Below are 19,823 nucleotides of genomic sequence, written 5' to 3'. Positions count from 1 at the left end.
CGATACTCGCTCTCGCTGTTACAAGGGTGGGCAAAGCGAAGCGTGCCCACGCCGTCCGGTTCGGTTCGTCACGACCGCGTGGACACGACGCGGCAGCGGCGCGCCTTTGCCCACCCTACGGCATCCAACCCCACCCTTCGGCATCCAACGAAGTGATCACGTCGCAGCGCGCGCGACCCGCTCGAACGGGCCGTGCCCGCACGCCACTCATTGCGCCGCACAACAAACTCGCACTGCGGCATCCGTATTGATGCTGAATTGAGCTTGACGATGTCGCGGGTCCGACCCTAGCCTATTCAGCATTGAACGATCTGTTCAATAATGAACAGGTTTGAACGAGCGGCAGCGAACAGGCGACCCCCCGATGCCCAGACCGCATTCCGACCTCGCGCATCAATCCCGTGGCCGTGATCTCACCGCCGACGAGGCGGCACTCGCCGTCGCGCTCGAGCGCATCTTCGCCGCCGGCACGCACGACTTCGCCGCGGTCGCGCAGCAGCTCTCCGCGCAGGCGATCGTCGCGCCGGCGAGCCGCTCGACGCACTGGACCGTCGATCTGCTCGAGACCGAGCTGACCGCCATCAACGCATCTCTCGACGAGGCTTACGCGGCTCATGGTTTTGGCGCTTGACTTCATCGGCGTGACCAAACGCTTCCCGATCGTCGGCAAGCGCGACGAGTTCACGGCCGTCGAGAAGCTGACCTTCCATGTCGGCGCCGGCGAGATCGTCGCCGTCGTCGGTCCGTCCGGCTGCGGCAAGAGCACGATCCTCAACATGGTCGCCGGCCTCGACGGACCGAGCGAAGGCGAGGTGCGGATCGGCGGCGCGCGCGTCACCGGGCCGACCCGGCATGTCGGTTTCATGCTGCAGAAGGATCTGCTGCTGCCCTGGCGCACCATCGTCGCCAATGTCGAGTTCGGCCTCGAATCGCGCGGCATCGCGCGGGCCGAGCGGCGCGAGCGGGCGATGCGCGAGCTCGAGCGCTGTCGCCTCGTCGATTTCGCGCATCACTATCCGCACCAGCTCTCCGGCGGCATGCGCCAACGCGCCGCGCTGGCCCGGACGCTGGCGGTCGAGCCCGACGTGGTGCTGCTCGACGAGCCGTTCTCGGCGCTCGACGCGCAGACCAAGATGATCCTGCAGGAGAGCTTCGCCCGCACCATTGTGGCGACAGGTGTCACCACGGTGCTGATCACCCACGATCTTGCCGAAGCCGTGCTGATGTCGGACCGGGTCGTCGTGATGAGCGAGCGGCCGGGACGCCTCGTCGAGGAGCTTCCGATCGACCTGCCGCGGCGTGGCGATCCGATGGGCCGTGGCCGAATGCCGCGCGCCCACGAGTACATCGACCACCTGTTCAACACGCTGCATCTCGCCGAGCGCGCCGCCTGAAGCGTCGCAGCGACCCCTTCGCGACTCCAAACTGACGACCGCGACCGAAGACCCTCGCCGGGCCATCAAGGAGACCCCCGATGCCCTCCCTGCCGATCCGACTGGCCGCCGGCGCGGCCCTGCTGTTCGCCGCTGGCGCGGCGATGGCGGCCGTCACCGCGGCGCAGGCCGCCGAGAAGATGACCTATCTGTTCCCGGCGCCCGGCGTGCTGCCGGCCTTCGCGCCGTTCCAGCTCGCGCAGGCGCGCGGCTACTACGCGGCCGAGGGGCTCGAGGTGACGTTCCAGGTCGGCAAGGGCGGCGCCGACGTCGCCAAGCAGGTGGCGGTCGGCAATGCCGAGCTCGGCGGCGGCATCGGCGATACGCCCGTGATCGTCCGCGCCAACGGCCTGCCCGTGAAGGCGGTCGCGGTGCTGGGCGGCCAGGCGCTCACCCAGATCATCGTGCGCAAGGACGCCGGCGTGAAGTCGCTCGCCGAGCTGAAGGGCAAGAAGATCGGCGTCCTCTCGTTCCAGGACACGACCTACTACAACGCGCTCGCGGCGCTCGCCAGCGCCGGCCTCAAGAAGGAGGACGTCTCGATCGAGGCGGTCGGTCCGGCCGGCATGGTGAAGCTGATGATCTCCGGCGACCTCGCCGCCATCTCGGGCGTGCCGGAATGGACCGCGGCGATCGAGGAGGCCGGCATCGGCGTCGACATCTATCCGATCACGACGATCTTCCCCGCCATGGCGCAGGCGCTGCTCGCCTCCGACGAGACCATCGCCAAGAAGCCGAAGGTGGTGGAGGGCTTCGTGCGCGCGACCCTGAAGGCCGTGCGCGACATTCAGGCCGACCCGAAGAAGGCGGCGGCCGAATACGTCAAGGCGGTGCCGCAGCACGCCGGCCGCGAGGCGCAGATCCTCGACATCATGCAGCGCTACAACACGCTCGTGTACCGCACCGACGACCCGGCCGAGCTCGGCAAGCTCGACCCGAAGCGCATCGCCGCCGTGCAGAAGTTCTACGTCGACAACGGCATCGTGCAGACGGCCGTGCCGATCGCCGAGCTCTACACCAACCAGTTCGTCAAGTGAGCGGGGGCGATCCGATGAGCGTGAACGTTCTCGACGCCGACGCGGCCTCCGGCCGCACGCGACGCCGGCTCGCGGCGGCGAACGCCTCGCTCGCCCAGATGGCGCCCGACATCGCCCTGACGCTGACGATCGCCGTCGTCGTGCTCGCCGCTTGGCAGTACGCGCCGCCGCTGCTCGGCATCCCGCGCTACATCGTCCCGACGCTCGGCGATTGTCTCGCCGAGTTCGGCCGCATGATCGCGCAGGAGAACCTCGCCCGCCACTTCTTCGCCACCCTGTGGGTGTCGGTCGTCGGCTTCGTGCTGGGCAGCGCCTTCGGCGCGGCCTTCGGCTACGCGCTCGGCCTTTCGGCCATGTGGGAGCGGGCGATCGCGCCCTATCTGCTCACCCTGCAGATCGCCCCCAAGGTCGCCTTCGCGCCGCTGTTCATCATGTGGTTCGGCTACACGGCGTGGCCGAAGCTCCTGGTGACGCTGCTGATCGTGTTCTTCCCGATCCTCGTCAACGTGCTGCAGTCGATGAAGACGGTCGACCGCGATCTCGTCAATCTCGCCCGCGCCTACAACATGAGCCGTGCCGCGATCTTCTGGAAGATCGAGTTTCCGTCGTCGATGCCGGCCTTGATGGCGGGCCTGCGCATCGGCGCGACGCTCGCCGTCATCGGCGTCACGGTCGGGGAGTTCGTCGGCGGCAATGTCGGGCTCGGCTTCCTGATCACCTACGGCGAGGGCCAGGCCAACACCGCGATGGTGTTCGACGCGATCATCCTGCTGACCGTGATCGGCATCGCGCTCTACATGGCGGTCGCCGCGATCGAGAAGCGCGTTCTCCACTACATCCCCCGTGCCGGCCACTGACGTGGCGGAGCAGAGCCGAAGGAGAGGTCCATGAACCAGCCCGTGAAGATGGCCGAGATCATGCCCGAGGACGTCGTCGTCCCGGAGGGTAAGACCTTCGAGCAGTGGCTCGAGTCGCGCATCGCCCGCTACGACACCCGCAAGCTCGACTGGAACGCGCTGAAGTTCCAGGCCGACTACGATCCGAAGTATCGCCGCGCCCAGATGCGCTACATCGGCACCGGCGCGACCGGCGTGGCGCACGACGACAACGTCGTTCCGGCCGAGCACTTCACCTTCTCGACCATGGTGCTGCCGGCCGGCTGCGAGGGGCCGCTGCACCTCCACACCGACGCCGAGGAGGTGTTCTTCGTGCTGCGCGGCCGCAAGCTGCGCTTCATGGTCGAGCACCAGGGCCAGCGCTTCGAGGCGGTGCTCGGCGAGCGCGATCTCATCTCGGTGCCGCCCGGCATGTATCGCGGTCTCGTCAACGAGGGCATCGAGGAGGCGCTGATGCTGGTCATCATCGGCTCGACCAAGCCGGAGACGCCGACCTATCCGGACGACCATCCGCTGTCCAAGGTCAAGCGGCCGAAGACCTGACCTTCCGCAGACCCGACCCAGGCGCCGTCCCGGAGCAGCACATGTCCACGGATCTCAAGGACCGCATCGAACGCCGCATCAACCAGGGCCTGCTCGGCCAGTGGTACGCCGCCGCGAAGTCCGTGCAGGTGAAGCCCGGGCGGCCGCACGGCGTCACCATCCTGGGGCGCAATCTCGTGCTGTGGCGCGATGCCTCGGGCAAGGTGCAGTGCCTCGAGGACTTCTGCCCGCACCGCGGCGCCAAGCTGTCGCGCGGCGAGGTGCACGAGGGCAACATCGCCTGTCGTTATCACGGCGTGATCCTCGACGGCACCGGCACCATCGTCCAGGTGCCGGCGATGCCGGACTGCGCGCTGGAAGGCCGTCGCGCCATCGAGTCCTTCACCGTGCACGAGATGCGCGATTGCGTGTTCGTCTACATGCCGAGCGCCGAGCGCCCGACCGCGCCGGCGTTCCAGGCGCCGGTCGAGTTTCTCGACGAGGCGTGGGAAGGCTTCCTGTGCATGTCGCGCTGGGGCTGCAACTACCGCTACGCGCTCGACAACCTCGCCGACCCGATGCACGGCTGCTACCTGCACGCGCAGAGCTTCACGCTCGCTTACGGCGCCAAGCAGGATCTGATGAAGCTCGACCGCACCGACGACGGTTTCATCGTCTCGCGCGTGCAGCAGCAGGGCGAGAACTTCGACTGGACCCACATGGTGGTGACCGAGGCGCAGACCTATTGCCGTCTCGACATCCCGTATCCGAAGGCGGCGGGCCCCGGCAGCGTGTTCCGCATCATCGGCTTCACCACGCCGATCGACGAGACGCACTGCTACGTGTTCTTCTGGCGCATGCGCAAGATCGACGGCCTCGCCCGCCAGGCCTGGCGCTTCCTCTATCGCGCCATGCTGGAGGAGCGGCACTGGCACGTGCTTGAGCAGGATCGCGAGATGCTGGAGGACATGCCGGACGACGCGCGCATGCGCGAGATGCTCTATCAGCACGACATCGGCGTCTCGCGCATGCGCCAGATGCTCACCCGTGCCGCCAAGGCGCAGATCGCCGCCGAGGACGCCGCCGTTTCGCGCACGGCGGTTTGAACGAAGCTGACGAGCCGGGGTCGGGCAGGGCGCATGCTGAACGGACGCACCATCGTCGTCACCGGAGCGGCCCGTGGGGTCGGCCGTGCCATCGCGGAGGCTTGCGGCCGCCGCGGTGCGCGCCTGATCCTCGCGGACATTCTGGTCGAAGCCGGCGAGGCGACGACGGCCGAGCTGGTGCGTCACAACGTCGATGCGCGCTTCGTGCCGGTCGATCTGGGCGAGCCGGAATCGGTCGCGCGCTTCGCCGAAGCGGTCGCGGCCGCCGACGAGACGATCGACGGGCTCGTCAACAACGCAGCGATCGCCACCAATGTCGGCGGCAAGCTGTTCGACGAGATCGATCTCGACCTGTGGGACCGGGTGCAGCGCGTGAACGTGCGCGGCACCTGGCTGGTGACCCGGGCGCTCGCGCCCCTGATGGGGCGCGGCGGCCGCATCGTGAACCTCGCCTCCGACACGGCGCTGTGGGGTGCCCCGAAGTTGCTCGCCTACACGGCCAGCAAGGGCGCCATCATGGCGATGACCCGCTCGCTCGCCCGCGAGCTCGGGCCGCGCGGCATCGCCGTCACGGCGGTGGCGCCCGGCATCATGCGCTGCGAGGCGACCGACTACGTGCCGGCCGAGCGCCACGCGTTGTATGAGAACGGGCGCGCCGTGCCGGGGCCGCAGATGCCCGAGGACATCGTCGACGTCGTCGCCTTCCTGCTCAGCGAGGGCGCCCTGCCGCTGACCGGCCAGGTGCTGCCGGTCTCCGCCGGGTTCGTGTTCACATGAGTGGCGTCGCGCGCCTCCTGGAGACGACCGCGTCGCCGAACACGGCGATCGTCGGCGGCCGCGCCGACGGCATCGCCTATCTGCACCGGCCGGGGCGCGAGACGGCCGTGCCGGTCGTGTTGCTGCACGGCATCGGCAGCGACGCTGCCTCGTTCGTTCCTTTGATGGGGGCGCTCGATGCACGCTTCGACGTGATCGCCTGGGACGCGCCGGGCTACGGCACCTCGGCTCCGCTCGCGCCGGCGTGGCCGTCGGCCGCGGACTACGCGGAGCGGCTCGCCGCGCTGCTGACGACGCTCGACGGCGGTCCGGCGATCGTGGTCGGTCATTCGCTCGGTGCTCTGATGGCCGCCTCGTATGCGCGAAGCAAGCCGCAGCAGGTCGCCGGCGTGCTGCTGCTGTCGCCGGCGGTCGGCTACGGCGTCGTTCCGGGCGGCGATCTCCCCGAGAGTGTCGCGGCGCGCCTTTCCGATCTCGATCGGCTCGGGCCGGAGGAGTTCGCGCGACTGCGCGCGCCGCGCCTGGTGGCGGACGTCACGGTGCTGCCGGCCGTCACCCGTGCGATGGCGAGCGTGAGAATGCCGGGCTACGGCCAGGCGAGCCGGATGCTCGGCTGCGGCCGGTTGCTCGACGACCTCGCGGCGCTGACCTGTCCGGTGCTGGTCGCCTGCGGAGCCGAGGACCGCATCACGCCGCCGGCGCAGTCGGCGACGGTGGCCCGTGCCGTCGCGCCGGCCGGGCGGATCCGTGACGATCTCGTGTTGGTCGACGGCGCCGGCCACGCGCTGCCGCAGGAGCGGCCGGACGTGGTGGCGGGGCTGATCGCAGGCCTCGCGGCGCATCCCGGCAGCGACGGAGAGGCGCCATGAACGATCGTCTCGAGCACGCGAGCACCGTCCCGGCCGCGGTCGGCGTGCCGCCGGTCGAGCGGGCGATCCGCCTCCTGCGTGCCATCGCGGAGGGCGATCCGGTCACCAACATGAGCCGCACGGCGCGCGCCCTCGCCATCAACCGCACCACGCTGATGCGGCTCCTCCAGACGCTCGAGGCCGAGCGCTTCATCGAGCGCCGCCCGCAAGGCGACGGCTACCGCATCGGTCTCGGGCTGGTCGGCATCGCGGCGGGCGCGTCCTACTCGCAGGATCTGGTGCAGACGGCGATGCCGGTCGTCACGCATCTCGCCGAGTCGGTCGGCCTCTCGGCGCATGTCGGCGTGCTCGACGGCACCGATGCGCTCTATCTGGTGCGGCAGGTGCCGAATGTCCCGCTCGCCAGCAACATCCATGTCGGAAGCCGCGTGCCGGCCTATGCGACGACGCTCGGGCGCATCATCGTGGCGTTCTGGCCGGACGAGAAGATCGACCGCGTGTTCGGCGACCTCACCTTCACGGCGTACTCGAAGCACTCGCCGCGCACGCTCGACGCATTCAAGGCGATGCTCGCGGCCGACCGCGCCGCGGGGCTCGCCTGGAGCGAGAGCCACTATGTCTCCGGCGTCTCGTCGTTCGCGGGGCCGATCTTCGATCGCACCGGCGAGCCGGTCGCCGCCGTCAACGTCACCGGCCCGGCGCAGGTGTTTTCCGCGGAGCCCGGACGCCGCAGCCGCATCGGCGAGGCGGTGCGGGCCGCCGCAGACGAGATCTCGAAGCGTCTCGGCCACGTGGCGAAGCCGGCCACGCCGGCGGCGCCGACGACGAGGAGGAGAACCGCATGACGAGCGGCCTGATCAGCCACATGCGCGGCATCGCGATGCGCGCCACCGGCGCGACCGCGACCCGCGATTTCTACGTGAAGAATTGGGGGCTGGTGCCGATCGCGCAGGAGAACGGCACGCTGTACTTCCGCGGCACCGGGCCCGAGCAGTACATCTATTCTTTGCGCGACGACGACGTGTTCGGCGTCGACTACGTCAACTTCGCGGTGGCGAGCCGCGAGAATGTCGAACGCCTGCACGGCGAGCTCGTGGCGAAGGGCGTCGACGTGCTCGGCGCGCCGGCCGCGGCGACGACGCCGGGCGGCGGTTACGGCTTCATGGCGCTCGATCCGGACAGACGCCGGCTGCGCTTCGTCACCGGCGTGGCCCAGCACGACGACACCGAGGACGACGTCGCCAAGCCCCGCAAGGTGACGCATGTCGTGCTCAACACGCCGCAGATGGAGCGCACCCGCGACTTCTACATCGACATGCTCGGCATGCGGATCAGCGACTACTCGGCCGCCCAGATGGTGTTCCTGCGCATCGCCGCCGATCATCACTCGATCGCGCTGAACCAGAGCACCTATCCGAGCGTCAATCACGTCGCTTTCGAGATGCCGAACATCGATTCCTTCATGCGCGGCATCGGACGCATGAAGACGCTCGGCCAGGCGCCGGCCTGGGGGCCGGGCCGCCACGGGCCGGGCAACAACCCGTTCGCCTATTTCGTCTCGCCGTCGGGCTTCGTCATCGAGTTCACCACCGAGGTGCAGCAGATCGACGAAGCGACGCACGAGCCGCAGGTGTGGCCGCGCGACGTGCCCGAGAAGATGGACGTGTGGATGACGGCCGGCCCGCCGACCCCGGCGATGCGCGCCGTCATGCAGGGGCGTCCCGACGTCGGCTTCCCGGGGCGGAGCTGATCGCATGGATCTCGGCCTGTCGGGTCGCGTCGCCGTCGTCACCGGAGGTTCTTCCGGGATCGGCCTCGCCGCCTGCCGCCTGCTGCTCGACGAGGGGGCGGACGTCGCGCTGTGCGGGCGCGATGCGGCGCGGCTCGCCGCGGCCGCAGCCGGGCTGTCGGAGAGATACGGCGCACACCGGCTGCTCGCGCAGCGCTGCGACGTGCTGGTCAAGGCCGAGGTGGAGGCGTTCGCGCAGCTCATGCGGGACTGGCGGGGCCGCTGTGATCTGCTCGTCAACAATGCCGGGCAGGGGCGGGTCTCGACCTTCGCGGACACCTCGGACGACGACTGGCGGAACGAGCTGGAGCTGAAGTTCTTCAGCCAGATTCATCCGATCCGCGCGTTCCGGCCGCTGCTCGACGCGAGCGAGGCGCCGGCGATCGTCGGTGTCAACTCGCTGCTCGCCTATCAGCCGGAACCCCACATGGTCTGTACCTCGGCGGCGCGGGCGGGCGTGCAGAGCCTTCTCAAGTCGCTCGCTCGCGAGTTCGCGCCGCGTATCCGCGTCAACGCGATTCTGATCGGCCTCGTCGACTCCGGCCAGTGGCAGCGGCGTTACGAGGCCTCGGGCCCGACGGTGTCGCGCGAAACCTGGTTCTCGACGTTGGCGCGCGAGAAAGGCATCCCGCTCGGCCGCCTCGGCGATCCGGAGGAGGCGGCCCGCGCCATCCTGTTCCTCGGCTCTCCTGCGGCGAGCTACGTCACCGGCAGCCAGCTCGAGGTTTCGGGCGGCGTCTCGCGTTTCATCTAGGATCCCCCAGCATGACCATTTCGCTGCCGCTGTCGCGCATCGAGGAGAGCCTCGCCGAGGAGCCGGTCGGCGATCTCGTCGCGCGGTTCCTGGCCGAGATCGGCGTTCGCACCGTGTTCGGCGTGATCTCCATCCACAACATGCCGATCCTCGATGCGATCTTCCGCCAGCGTCGCATCCGCTTCGTTCCGGCGCGCGGCGAGGCGGGCGCGATGAGCATGGCGGACGCCTATGCGCGCGTCTCGGGCTCGCTCGGCGTCGTGATCACGTCGACCGGCACGGCGGCGGCGAACGCGGCCGGCTCGCAGGTCGAGGCGCTCACCGCCGGCGCGCCGGTGCTGCACATCACGACCCAGGTCGACAGTCCGTGGGCGGATCGCGACCGCGCCGCCATTCACGACGTGCCCCGCCAGCCCGACATGCTGAAGGCGATCTCCAAGAACTATTTTCGGGTGTGGGACGCGAACGGCGCGCTCGGCGTGCTGAAGGCCGCCGCGACGGCGGCGCTCGCCGCCCCCTCCGGCCCGGTCAGCGTGGAGCTGCCGGTCGACATCCAGCGCGCCCTCGCCCGCATTCCGAAGCGGGTCTCGCTCAACATTCCGCGGACGGCGCCGAGCGACGGCGAGCTCGATCAGCTCGCGGCGCTGGTGAAGGCGGCGAAGCGCCCGATGCTGTGGCTCGGCGGCGGCGCCCGCGGGGCGAGCGAGGCGGCGACCGTGCTGGTCGAGCGCGGCTTCTGCGTCGTCACCTCCACCAACGGCCGCGCCGTGGTGCCGGAGGGACACGCGCGCAGCCTCGGTGCCTTCAACATGACGCCGGAGGCGCAGGCCGTCTACCGCCGCGCCGATCTGATGATCGTCGTCGGCTCGCGGCTGCGCGGCAACGAGACTCGCGACGGCGCGTTGGAGCTGCCGTCGCCGCTCGTCCAGGTCGACGCCGATGCGAGCCGCATCGGCCGCAACTACGCGGTCGATCTCGGCGTCGCGGCGGACGCGCGCCTGGTGCTGGAGGGGCTTCTGGCGCGGCTTCCCGGGACGCTCGATGTCGATCCGGGCTTCGGTTACGAGGTGAGCGTCGCCCGCGCCCGCTCCGAAGGGGCGCTGCGCGCCCGGCTCGGACCTTATCAGGTGATCGCCGACGCCATGCTGGCGCGGGTCGGTCCCGGCCTGCATCCGTTCGTGCGCGACGTGACCATCGCCAACTCGACCTTCGGAAACCGCTACGTCGCGATCGGCGCGCCGCATCTCGGCGTCCACGCGCTCGGCGGCGGCATCGGCATGGGCATCGCCATGGCGGTCGGTGCCGCCTGCGCCTCGCCGGACGCCAAGACCGTGGCGTTGGTCGGCGACGGCGGCGCGATGCTCAACCTCTCCGAGCTGCTGACCGCCGTCGAGGAGGAGAGCGACGTCGTCTTCGTGCTGATGAACGACAAGAGCTACCAGGTCATCCGCAACATCCAGGATGCGCAATACGGCAGCCGCTACGGCTACAGCAAGCTGCGCACGCCCGACTTCGGCGCCTTCGCGGCGTCGATCGGTCTCGCTCATGTGCGGGTCGCCGCCGTCGAGGCGTTCGAGCCGACCTTCGCCCGCGCGCTGGAGACCAAGGGGCCGGTCCTGCTCGAGGTCGACATGACGGCGATCGGCCCGTTCGCCGAGCCGTTCGGCGGTCCGCCCGCCGGCGCGGCCGGCGGCGGCGCGTGATCGGGACGTCCGGATCCAAAGAGGCGAAGACGAGATGCTGATCGCCGACGACAAGATGCCGCCCGATCTCCTCTATGTCGGCGGCGAATGGCGCCCGGGTCGCGGCGCCGAGATCACGTCGATCTTCCCGGCCGACCGCAGCCTCAACCGCGTGCTGCACGGCGCCTCGCGCGAGGACGTGCTGGAGGCGATCGACCGCGCCGAGGCGGCGCAGCGCGATCCGGCGTGGCGGAGCCTGAAGGCGCACGAGCGCGCGACCTATCTGTATCGGATCGCGCAGGGAATCGCCGACGGTGCCGACCGTATCGCGCACATCCAGAGCCGCGACACCGGCAAGACCCTGAAGGAGACCAAGGCGCTGGCGCTCAGCGCCGCCGGCACGTTCCGCTACTTCGCGGCCGTGCTGGAGACCGCCGAAGATGCCCTCACACCGTCGCGCGGCGACTATCTCTCGGTCTCGGCGCACGAGCCGATCGGCGTCGTCGCGGCGATCACGCCGTGGAACTCGCCGATCGCCAGCGACGCCCAGAAGGTCGCGCCGGCGCTCGCCGCCGGCAATGCCGTGCTGTTGAAGCCCGCGTCGTGGAGCCCGCTCGTCTCGCTCGAGCTCGCCCGCATCGTCGAGGCGGCGGGGCTTCCGAAGGGCCTGTTCTCCGTGCTGCCGGGATCCGGCAGCGTGGTCGGTGATCTGCTCGTCGGGCATCCGGCGATCGGCAAGGTGTCGTTCACGGGCGGCACCGAGGTCGGCCGCGGCATCGCCCGCAAGGCCGCCGACAAGATGATGCCGGTGTCGCTCGAGCTCGGCGGCAAGTCGGCGACCATCGTGTTCGCCGACGCCGATCTCGACGTCGCGATCGCCGGCGTGCTGTTCGGCATCTTCTCGTCGAGCGGCCAGTCCTGCATCGCCGGCTCGCGGCTGCTGGTCCAACGCTCGATCTACGATCGATTCGTCGGGCGGCTGGTCGCCGCGACCGAGCGGCTCGTCGTCGGTCATCCGTTCGATCCGGCGACGCAAGTCGCGCCGCTGATCCACGACGACCACCGCGACAGCGTCGCGGACTATGTGAGGATCGGCCTGGAGGAGGGGGCGACCCTGCTCTCCGGCGGCGCGCCGCCGCGTGGCGACGTCTACGATCAGGGCATCTATTACGCGCCCACCATCCTGGCCGACGTGAGCAACGGCGCCCGCATCTGTCGCGAGGAGATCTTCGGTCCGGTCCTGATCGTGATGCCGTTCGACGACGAGGCGGAGGCCGTGGCGATCGCCGACGACAGCGACTTCGGACTCGCCTGCGGGATCTGGACGCGTGATCTCCTGCGGGCGCGCCGTGTGGGGGCGTCGATCAAGGCCGGCACCGTCTGGGTGAACACCTACAAGCAGTTCTCCGTCGCGACGCCGTTCGGCGGCGTGAAGGACTCGGGTCTGGGTCGTGAGAAGGGCCGCGACGGCCTGCGCGCCTACATGACGCAGAAATCGTGGTACCTCGACACGAGCGAGCGGCCGCATCCCTGGGCCGCGTCGGTCCTCGGAGGCGGAGCATGAGCGGACCTCGTCAGATCGCGGTCGTCGGCGCCGGCCCGTCCGGCCTGTTCTCGGCCCAGGCGCTGCTGAAGGCGGTGCCGGGGGCGGTCATCGACGTGATCGAGAAGCTCCCCGTGCCGCACGGGCTGATCCGCTACGGCGTGGCACCCGACCATCAGGGCACCAAGGCGGTGACGCGGCAGTTCGAGCGGCTGTTCGAGCGCGACGGCGTCGCTTTTCACGGTAATGTCGAGATCGGCCGCGAGGTGTCGCTGTCGGCACTGCTCGGGCTCTACGACGCCGTGGTGCTGGCGGCGGGACTGTCGGTCGATCGCCGGCTCGGCGTGCCGGGCGAGACGCTCGCCGGCGTGATCACGAGCGGTGCGCTGACGCGCTGGATCAACAGCCATCCGAGCGAGGGCGCGACGCCGCCGGCTCTCGGGCGTAACGTCGTCGTCGTCGGCGCGGGCAATGTGGCGCTCGACATCGCCCGCCTGCTGGCGAAGACGCCGGACGAGTTCTCCGGTAGCGATTTCGATCCGACCCGTGCCGCGGCGCTCGACGCCTGCGGCATCGAGACCATCGACGTGGTCGGCCGGGGCTCGGCGTCGGCCTGCCGGTTCGACCCGGCGCTGATCAAGGAGATGGCGCATCTCGCCTGCGCCCGCGTGGAGGTGCACGGCGATCTCGATGCCGATGCGCCGGCCGAGGCGGCCGCGCGGCTCACGGCCCTGAAGGTGATCCATGGCGCAGGCCCCGCCGACGCTCGCCGCGTCGTGCGGTTCCGGTTCGGGTGCACGCCCGAGGAGATCATCGGCGACGCGGCGGGCGCCGTGGAGGCGGTGCGGTTCAGGAGCGCGGATGGAGCGATCCTGAGTCTTCCGGCGAGCAGCATCGTCACGGCGATCGGCTTCGGTTGCGAGTCTCGCGCGAGGCTGATCGATGCGGCGAGCCTGCCGGCCGGCGACGGCGCGGGCGCGCTGCCGCACCGGATCGGCGAGCGGCTGTTCGCGGTCGGCTGGTTCCGTGGCGGCGCCGTCGGCACGATCCCGGAGGCGCGGCGCGACGCCAAGCTGTTGGCCGACGCGGTCGCGGCCGCACCGGCGACCGCCGAGCCGATGCCTGCCGCCCGTGCGGGGCGCGCCGGCCTCCTCGCTCGCATCGCGGCCGCCGGCGTGACGCCGGTGTCCTATGCGCATTGGAAACACATCGAGGCCGCCGAGACGGCGGCGGCGCCGCCCGGCCGGGCGCGCTTGAAGCTCTGCTCCACCTCCGACATGATCGTCCACGTCCATCGCGCGGCCTGACCCATGACCATCGTGATTCTCTACGGGACCGAGACCGGAAACGCCGAGATGCTGGCCGAGGATCTGGCCGCGCGCCTCTCCGCCGAGCATGCCGTGAGCACGGTCAACATGGACGGCGCCGATCCCTCGGTGTTCGACACCGATGCGCTGTTCTTGATCGTCACCTCGACTTACGGGGACGGCGAACTGCCGGCCTCGGCGAAGCCGTTCCACGCCGCGCTCGCGGCGGCGCGGCCGTCGCTTTCGGGAAAACGCTTCGCCGTGTTCGGGCTCGGCGACAGTCAGTATGCCGAGACCTTCAACTTCGGTGGCCGCACGTTCCAGGAGCTGCTGGAAAGCCTCGGCGCCCGCGCCGTGGCGCCGCGCGGCCTGCACGACGCTTCGGGCAAGGAGCTCGCCGAGGACGTCGCCGGCCGTTGGCTCGACGAGGTTTTGGTGGCCGCCGAGTCCGTGTGACCCTTCGGACATCTGCCGTCCGAGGCTCCTGTGGACGAGCTCCCCGCCGCGCGTGACAAAATCTTGGGCAGGCCTACGGGTTGTGCAGCGACGGGTCGATGGTATCCTGCGCCCGACAGGCTTCAGGATCACGCCCGGCGAGGACGGCCCGATGTGCACGGATTCTTCTCCCCCCCGCGGGATGCCGACGGCGGCGCCCGCCGCGACCGGCGCGTTCCCCCTGATCGCGGCGATCCGCGGCGGCCCCGGTACCGGGGCCTCCGACGTGCTGATCGCCTTCGCCCAGGCCCGCATGGCCGAGGGGCTTTCGGTCGCCGGCCTCGTCGTCGCGCCGGCGCCGGACGGCACGACGCGCGGCGGCCCGCACAGCCACGGCGGGCACGCGCATGGGGGCCATGGTCACGGCGGACACGGCGGCGAGGCTTGCGGCTGCGGCGGCGCGCTGCGCGACCTCGCGTCCGGCGAGGTGATCGGCACCCATCAGGATCTCGGGCCCGGCTCGGAGGCCTGCAATCTCGACACCTCGGGTCTCGCGCGCGCCTGCGCCGGCGTGGAGCGGCAGATCGCCGCCGGCGTCGATCTCGTCGTCCTCAGCCGCTTCGGCGGTCAGGAGGCGGAGCGCGGCGGGCTGACGGCGGCGTTCCAGGCGGCGGTCGCGGCCGGCGTGCCGGTCGCCTGCGTGGTCACCCCGAAGGCCGAGGAGGCCTGGGCCGTGTTCGCCGGCGATCTCGCCTTGATGCTGCCCGCCGACCTCGGCGCGCTGGAGGCGTGGTGGACCGAGCGGCGCGCGACCCGTGACCTGGCCGCCTGACACGTCCGCAAGCGAAGGCGTCGCCATCGCCGGACGACTGTTCGCGAATACGGAACGCGCCACCGAATCCGAAGACTGGCCCGCTTCCTCGGGTTCGGCCGGTTTCCAGCCGCCTGCCGTTCGCTTATGATGGTTCGCGTCGTTTTGTGATCGCGAACAACTGGAAGCGAACGGGGAGCCGGATGAGCGAGCGTCTGCGCACGGCGATCGGACGGGTGACGTTGAAGAACCCGCTGATCGCCGGATCGGCCGAGCACCTGATCGAGCCGGAGGGGGTGCGCCGCGCGCTCTCCGCCGGGGTCGGCGCCGTGGTGGTGAAGTCCACCAACGAGTCGCAGGCGGCGCGCCGCCAGCTCCAATGCGCCGAGTACATGGTCCTCGACGACCATTGGCGGCCGCTCCCCTGGACCAAGGACGCGCCGGCGCACGCCTACATCGCCTGCCGGTCCGGCCTGTCGCCGCTCTCCTTCGAGGTGTGGCTCGAGCAGACCGCGATGCTGGACCGCGAGGCGAGGGCGGTCGACTCTTATGCGGTGGCGAGCCTGATCCTCGCCGATCTCCACGCCTGCGTCGCCATGGCCCGGCAGGTCGAAGCGGCGGGCCTGCGGGTGCTCGAGCTGAACATCGGCACGCCCTATGCGAGCCAGGCGCCCGGCGCAGTCGCGACCGAGCTCGATCCGGCCCGCATCACCACGATCGTCACGGCCGTGCGGGCCGCCGTGACGATCCCGCTGTGGATCAAGATCACGGGCCAGAGCGAGCGCGTCCCGGAGCTCGCGGCGGCCGCCCTCGCGGCCGGCGGCGAGGCCGTGGTGATGGCCGGCCGGTCGCTCGGCCTGATTCCGGACGTCGAGACGTTCGAGCCGATGCTCGGCACCACGCTTGGCGTCGGCGGGCACTGGAACCTGCCGCTCACCTGCCAGTGGCTGGCGCTCTCCCGCGCGAAGCTCGGACCGCAGGCGCCGCTGATCGGCACCAACGGGGCGCAGAGCGGGCTCGACATCGCGCGCATGATGCTGGCCGGCGCCAGCGCCGTGGCGATGTCGTCCGCCGTGATGCTGCGCGGCTTCGAGGTTCTTTCCGAATCGCTCGCCGAATTCGCCGCATATCTGGACCGCAAGGACGTGAGTGCGCGTGATCTGATCGGGCGTTCCGCCGACAGCCGCAAGACGTTCGCCGAGATGCCGCTGCGGGCCGACAACTGGCGCCGCTACGTGCCGGCGTGACGAGTCCAACGGTCCGCCGGCGACGTGATCAGATCGCCAGCGCGAGCGCGACGGCGCCGAGCAGCGCCGCGGTCCCGCCGAAAGCCACCCGGAACAGCACGAGGGCGCGGCGGATGTCGGCCGGCGTCGCCTCGGCGCGGCCGTCGCCCATCCAGGCAGCCTCCACGCGCGCGCCGCCGTAGACGCGCGGGCCGGCGAGCCGCAGGCCGAGCGCGCCCGCCATCGCCGCCTCGGGCCAGCCGGCGTTCGGCGAGGTGTGCCGGCCGGCGTCGCGGCGCAGCGCGGTCCACGCCCTGCGCCAGGAGGCGCCCGGCACGACGAATGCGGCCCCGACCAGCATCAGCCCGGTCAGGCGCGAGGCCGGCAGGTTGACGAGATCGTCGAGCCGCGCCGCCGCCCAGCCGAAGGCGCGGTGCCGTGCGGTCTTGTGGCCGATCATCGAGTCGGCCGTGTTGATCGCCTTGTAGGCCAGCATGCCGGGCAGTCCGGCGGCCAGGAACCAGAAGGCCGGCGCCGTCACGCCGTCGGAAGCGTTCTCCGCCAGGCTCTCGATGGCGGCGCGACATACCGCGGCCTCGTCGAGCGTCGCCGGATCGCGCCCGACGATTTTTGCGACCTCGCGGCGGCCGCCCGAGAGACCTTCGGAGTCGAGGGCGTCGGCGACCGCCCGCACGTGACGGTCGAGACTGCCGGCGGCGATCAGCACCGCGACCGCGATCACGGCGATCACCAGGCCGACCGGCCGGGTCGCCGCGGCGAGCCCGCCGAGCCCGGCGCCGGCCGTGATCGTGACGGCGAGCAGAACCAGGACCGTGAGAACGCCGGCCCCGCGCCGCACCGCGTCGGGCCAGGCCGGCCGGTTGAGCGTCTGGTCGAGCCGCGCGATCAGCGCGCCGATCCACGACACCGGATGGCCGATCGCCTTGAACACGACAGCCGGATAGGCGACCCACGCCTCCAGCACGGCGGCGACAACGAGAACGAGGAGGCGGTCGTGAACGTCGAGCATCGCGGCATCCGGGGCCGCGCAGCCGCGGCGGTCATTGCGGGCGCGGCATACACCGGTCTTCGGCGAAGGTCACGGGAGGCCCTGTCTCACCTCTCCCCGCGCGCGGGGAGAGGTCGACATCTGCGCCTGTGGCGCAGATGTCGGGTGAGGGGGCGTCGCCGCGAGTCCGGGCTCACGCGAGTCTCTGCTTTGCGGAGGCGCCCCCTCACCCGACTCGCCGCTGCGCGGCGAGCCACCCTCTCCCCGCCTGCGGGGAGAGGGAACGAACCACGCGGCTCCCCGTCCTTGTGCCCGAATGCCCGCCGTGGTTTAACGCCGATGTCGTCGGTGCCTCCACCCGGAGGTGAAACGGGAACACGGTAAGGACGCCCTCCGATCCGAGAGTGTCCGAAACCGCGGCTGCCCCCGCAACTGTGAGCGGAGCTCCTCGTCCGAACGCCACTGGCCGCAGCGGCCGGGAAGGCGGACGAAATCCGATCCGCGAGCCAGGAGACCGGCCGGCGACAGGCACGTTCGGTCGACGGTGGGTCGACGGAGGATTTCCCTTGAAGCTGTCCGACGCGGCCCGCACCGCCGTCGCCGACCCGCTCGCGGAGCGGGACCGCGCCCGCGACATTGCACGAGACAATTCGGCACGCGACGATTCGGCAGGCGATGATTCGGCACGCGACGCATCGCGCCGCCGTGCGTCGGTGATCCTCGCGCTTTTCGCGCTCGTCGTCGTGCTGGTGCTGCTGTCGCTCGGCCTCGGCTCGGTGCGGCTGTCGCCCGCCGAGGTCGCGACCGCGTTGTTCGGCGGCGGCAGCGAGGAGAGCCGCATCATCGTCCAGGAGATCCGGCTGCCGCGGGCGATCCTCGGCGTCGCGGTCGGCGCCGTGCTGGGTCTCGCCGGCGCCGCCCTGCAGGGACTGCTGCGCAACCCGCTCGCCGCGCCGGAGCTGTTCGGCGCGCCCCAGGCGGCGGCTTTCGGGGCCGTGCTGGTGATCGCCACCGGGCTCGCCGACGTGCTCTCCTTCGCGCTGCCGCTCGCCGCCATCGCGGCCGCCTTCGTCTCGGTGTTCGTGCTGCTGGCCGTCGCCGGCCGCAATGCGAGCCTGCTGCTGCTGATCCTCGCCGGGCTCGCGCTCTCGGCGCTGGCCGGGGCCGGCACGGCGCTGACCATGAATCTCGCGAAAAATCCGTTCGCGGCGCTGGAGATCACGTTCTGGCTGCTCGGCTCGCTGGAGGATCGCAGCCAGCGACACGTGGCGCTGGCGCTGCCCTTCGTGCTCGCCGGCGGCGCGCTGCTGCTGTCGCAGCGCCATGCGTTCCGGGTGCTGAGCCTCGGCGAGGAGACGGCCGCGAGCCTCGGCGTCGACGTCGCCCGCACGCGGCTTCTCGTGATTCTCGGCGTCGCGCTCGGGGTCGGCGGCTCGGTCGCCGTGTCGGGCACGATCGGCTTCATCGGCCTCGTCGGGCCGCATCTCGCCCGCCCGCTGGTCGGCCCGGATCCGGCCCGCCTGCTGGTGCCGAGCGCGCTGCTCGGCGCCGCGCTGCTCACCGCCGCCGACATCGCGGTGCGGCTGCTGCCGGCCACCACCAGCGTGCGGGTCGGCGTGCTCACTGCGCTGATCGGCGTGCCGTTCTTCCTGTGGCTGATCGTGCGGGAGCGCCGTTCGCTCGGCGGAGGCGTGTCGTGACCGCCCCCTATCTGGCCGCCGAGGAGCTGACCGTCGCGGTCGGCGGACGCGACGTGATCGCGGGCGTCTCTCTGACGGCTTCGCGCGGACAGCTGATCGCGCTGGTCGGCCCCAACGGCGCCGGCAAGACGACGCTGCTTCGCGCGCTCGCCGGCCTTCTGCCGTCACGCGGCGGTCTGACGGTCGGCGGCGAGGCCGTGACGTCGTTGGCGCCGCGCGAACGCGCGAAGCGATTCGCGTATCTGCCGCAGGGGCATGTGGTGCACTGGCCGCTGCCGGTGCGCGACGTCGTCGCGCTCGGACGTTATCCGCACGGCGCCGTCGATCCGGCGCGGCTGTCGCGCGGCGACGCCGAGGCGGTGGCGCGCGCCATGCGGATCGCCGATCTCGATGCGCTCGCCGACCGCCCCGTCACCGAATTGTCCGGCGGCGAGAAGAGCCGCGTCGCGCTCGCCCGCATGCTGGCCGTCGAGGCGCCCGTGGTGCTGGCCGACGAGCCGGTCGCCTCGCTCGATCCCTATTATCAGCTCGAGGTGCTTGGCCTCCTGCAACGCACGGCGCGCGCCGGCGCGCTCGTCGTCGTCGTGACGCACGATCTCGGCCTCGCGGCGCGCTTCGCCGATCGCGTGCTGGTGCTCGCCGCCGGCCGCCTGGTGATCGACGGCACGCCCGAGGAGGCGCTCGGCGAAGACCCGCTCGCCGAGGTGTTCCGCATCACCGCCTGGCGCGGCGGCGCCGCCGACCAGCCCGTCGTGGTGCCATGGTCGGCGGTGTGATGCTGCTGCTCGGACATCGGCGTATGTCGTCGTGGCTTTCCCCCCACCCCCGACCCCTCCCCGACAATCGCAAGGGCGAATGGGGGGAGGGGAGTCGATTCATCTCGACGGTCATCGGGCAAGGCGCCTCGGGCTCCCCTCCCCCCGCGAG

20 protein-coding genes and 1 riboswitch are annotated in these 19,823 nt (G+C 71.0%); of the genes, 19 read left to right on the top strand and 1 reads right to left on the bottom strand.

The genetic code is table 11. The annotated features are described in order from the left end of the window. The first annotated feature begins 364 nt into the window (after window positions 1-364). The 17 genes from ACFSOX_RS17865 to ACFSOX_RS17785 all read left to right on the top strand — a co-directional run bounded on the left by ACFSOX_RS17865 (window position 365) and on the right by ACFSOX_RS17785 (window position 16,208). On the top strand, window positions 365-631 hold the full coding sequence (locus tag ACFSOX_RS17865; protein ID WP_378479170.1) for a recombinase-like helix-turn-helix domain-containing protein: 267 nt from the start codon (window positions 365-367) through the stop codon (window positions 629-631). Next, window positions 615-1,394, top strand: a complete 780-nt coding sequence (locus ACFSOX_RS17860) for an ABC transporter ATP-binding protein (protein WP_378479169.1) — start codon at window positions 615-617, stop codon at window positions 1,392-1,394. The genes ACFSOX_RS17865 and ACFSOX_RS17860 overlap by 17 nt, the downstream gene beginning before the upstream one ends. Before the next feature lie 80 nt (window positions 1,395-1,474). Next, a complete protein-coding gene (locus ACFSOX_RS17855; RefSeq protein ID WP_378479168.1) occupies window positions 1,475-2,470 on the top strand; it encodes an ABC transporter substrate-binding protein in 996 nt (331 codons plus the stop codon). A 14-nt stretch (window positions 2,471-2,484) separates the two neighbouring features. Beyond that, window positions 2,485-3,327: an ABC transporter permease gene (locus tag ACFSOX_RS17850; protein ID WP_378479167.1), complete on the top strand. Its 843-nt coding sequence runs from the start codon at window positions 2,485-2,487 to the stop codon at window positions 3,325-3,327. A 30-nt stretch (window positions 3,328-3,357) separates the two neighbouring features. Further along, window positions 3,358-3,909, top strand: coding sequence for a cupin domain-containing protein (locus ACFSOX_RS17845; RefSeq protein ID WP_378479166.1), 552 nt, complete (start codon window positions 3,358-3,360; stop codon window positions 3,907-3,909). A 41-nt stretch (window positions 3,910-3,950) separates the two neighbouring features. After that, window positions 3,951-4,994, top strand: a complete 1,044-nt coding sequence (locus tag ACFSOX_RS17840) for a Rieske 2Fe-2S domain-containing protein (RefSeq protein WP_378479165.1) — start codon at window positions 3,951-3,953, stop codon at window positions 4,992-4,994. A gap of 33 nt (window positions 4,995-5,027) precedes the next feature. Further along, window positions 5,028-5,771 (top strand): SDR family oxidoreductase, encoded by a 744-nt coding sequence (locus tag ACFSOX_RS17835; protein WP_378479164.1) that lies wholly within the window; start codon window positions 5,028-5,030, stop codon window positions 5,769-5,771. Continuing rightward, entirely contained in the window at window positions 5,768-6,640 is an 873-nt protein-coding gene (locus ACFSOX_RS17830; RefSeq protein ID WP_378479163.1) for an alpha/beta fold hydrolase, read from the top strand. The genes ACFSOX_RS17835 and ACFSOX_RS17830 overlap by 4 nt, the downstream gene beginning before the upstream one ends. Next, window positions 6,637-7,485 (top strand): IclR family transcriptional regulator, encoded by an 849-nt coding sequence (locus ACFSOX_RS17825; RefSeq protein ID WP_378479162.1) that lies wholly within the window; start codon window positions 6,637-6,639, stop codon window positions 7,483-7,485. The genes ACFSOX_RS17830 and ACFSOX_RS17825 overlap by 4 nt, the downstream gene beginning before the upstream one ends. Further along, the gene (locus ACFSOX_RS17820; RefSeq protein ID WP_378479161.1) at window positions 7,482-8,390 is read left to right on the top strand and encodes a VOC family protein; all 909 of its coding nucleotides are present in this window, start codon (window positions 7,482-7,484) and stop codon (window positions 8,388-8,390) included. Before ACFSOX_RS17825 ends, ACFSOX_RS17820 begins: the two co-directional genes overlap by 4 nt. A 4-nt stretch (window positions 8,391-8,394) precedes the next feature. Next, a complete protein-coding gene (locus ACFSOX_RS17815; RefSeq protein ID WP_378479160.1) occupies window positions 8,395-9,183 on the top strand; it encodes an SDR family oxidoreductase in 789 nt (262 codons plus the stop codon). Between the two features lie 11 nt (window positions 9,184-9,194). Beyond that, window positions 9,195-10,886: a thiamine pyrophosphate-binding protein gene (locus ACFSOX_RS17810; protein ID WP_378479159.1), complete on the top strand. Its 1,692-nt coding sequence runs from the start codon at window positions 9,195-9,197 to the stop codon at window positions 10,884-10,886. A 34-nt stretch (window positions 10,887-10,920) separates the two neighbouring features. Further along, window positions 10,921-12,429 carry an aldehyde dehydrogenase gene (locus ACFSOX_RS17805; RefSeq protein ID WP_378479158.1) on the top strand — a complete coding sequence of 503 codons (1,509 nt, stop codon included), beginning with the start codon at window positions 10,921-10,923 and terminating at the stop codon, window positions 12,427-12,429. After that, window positions 12,426-13,715 carry an FAD-dependent oxidoreductase gene (locus tag ACFSOX_RS17800; protein WP_378479157.1) on the top strand — a complete coding sequence of 430 codons (1,290 nt, stop codon included), beginning with the start codon at window positions 12,426-12,428 and terminating at the stop codon, window positions 13,713-13,715. The genes ACFSOX_RS17805 and ACFSOX_RS17800 overlap by 4 nt, the downstream gene beginning before the upstream one ends. A 3-nt stretch (window positions 13,716-13,718) precedes the next feature. Next, complete coding sequence (locus ACFSOX_RS17795; RefSeq protein ID WP_378479156.1) at window positions 13,719-14,171, top strand: flavodoxin domain-containing protein; 453 nt, start codon at window positions 13,719-13,721, stop codon at window positions 14,169-14,171. Between the two features lie 151 nt (window positions 14,172-14,322). Next, the gene (locus ACFSOX_RS17790) at window positions 14,323-14,982 is read left to right on the top strand and encodes a DUF2478 domain-containing protein (protein ID WP_378479155.1); all 660 of its coding nucleotides are present in this window, start codon (window positions 14,323-14,325) and stop codon (window positions 14,980-14,982) included. Window positions 14,983-15,164: 182 nt separating this feature from the next. Continuing rightward, complete coding sequence (locus ACFSOX_RS17785; RefSeq protein WP_378479154.1) at window positions 15,165-16,208, top strand: beta/alpha barrel domain-containing protein; 1,044 nt, start codon at window positions 15,165-15,167, stop codon at window positions 16,206-16,208. A gap of 28 nt (window positions 16,209-16,236) precedes the next feature. Here the strand turns inward: ACFSOX_RS17785 and cbiB are convergent, their stop codons facing one another. Continuing rightward, the gene (gene cbiB / locus ACFSOX_RS17780; protein WP_378479153.1) at window positions 16,237-17,217 is read right to left on the bottom strand and encodes an adenosylcobinamide-phosphate synthase CbiB; all 981 of its coding nucleotides are present in this window, start codon (window positions 17,215-17,217) and stop codon (window positions 16,237-16,239) included. A 308-nt stretch (window positions 17,218-17,525) separates the two neighbouring features. Then, window positions 17,526-17,733, top strand: a riboswitch (cobalamin riboswitch). Between the two features lie 176 nt (window positions 17,734-17,909). Here cbiB and ACFSOX_RS17775 point away from each other — a divergent pair. Both ACFSOX_RS17775 and ACFSOX_RS17770 read left to right on the top strand, forming a co-directional pair. Further along, complete coding sequence (locus ACFSOX_RS17775) at window positions 17,910-18,896, top strand: FecCD family ABC transporter permease (protein WP_378479152.1); 987 nt, start codon at window positions 17,910-17,912, stop codon at window positions 18,894-18,896. Beyond that, the gene (locus ACFSOX_RS17770) at window positions 18,893-19,672 is read left to right on the top strand and encodes an ABC transporter ATP-binding protein (RefSeq protein WP_378479151.1); all 780 of its coding nucleotides are present in this window, start codon (window positions 18,893-18,895) and stop codon (window positions 19,670-19,672) included. The genes ACFSOX_RS17775 and ACFSOX_RS17770 overlap by 4 nt, the downstream gene beginning before the upstream one ends. The last annotated feature ends 151 nt before the right edge of the window (window positions 19,673-19,823 follow it).

Origin of the sequence: Rhodoplanes azumiensis, assembly GCF_042682915.1 — a bacterium.
Taxonomy (GTDB): domain Bacteria; phylum Pseudomonadota; class Alphaproteobacteria; order Rhizobiales; family Xanthobacteraceae; genus Rhodoplanes; species Rhodoplanes azumiensis.
This window is presented reverse-complemented; position numbering and strand designations above follow the sequence as displayed.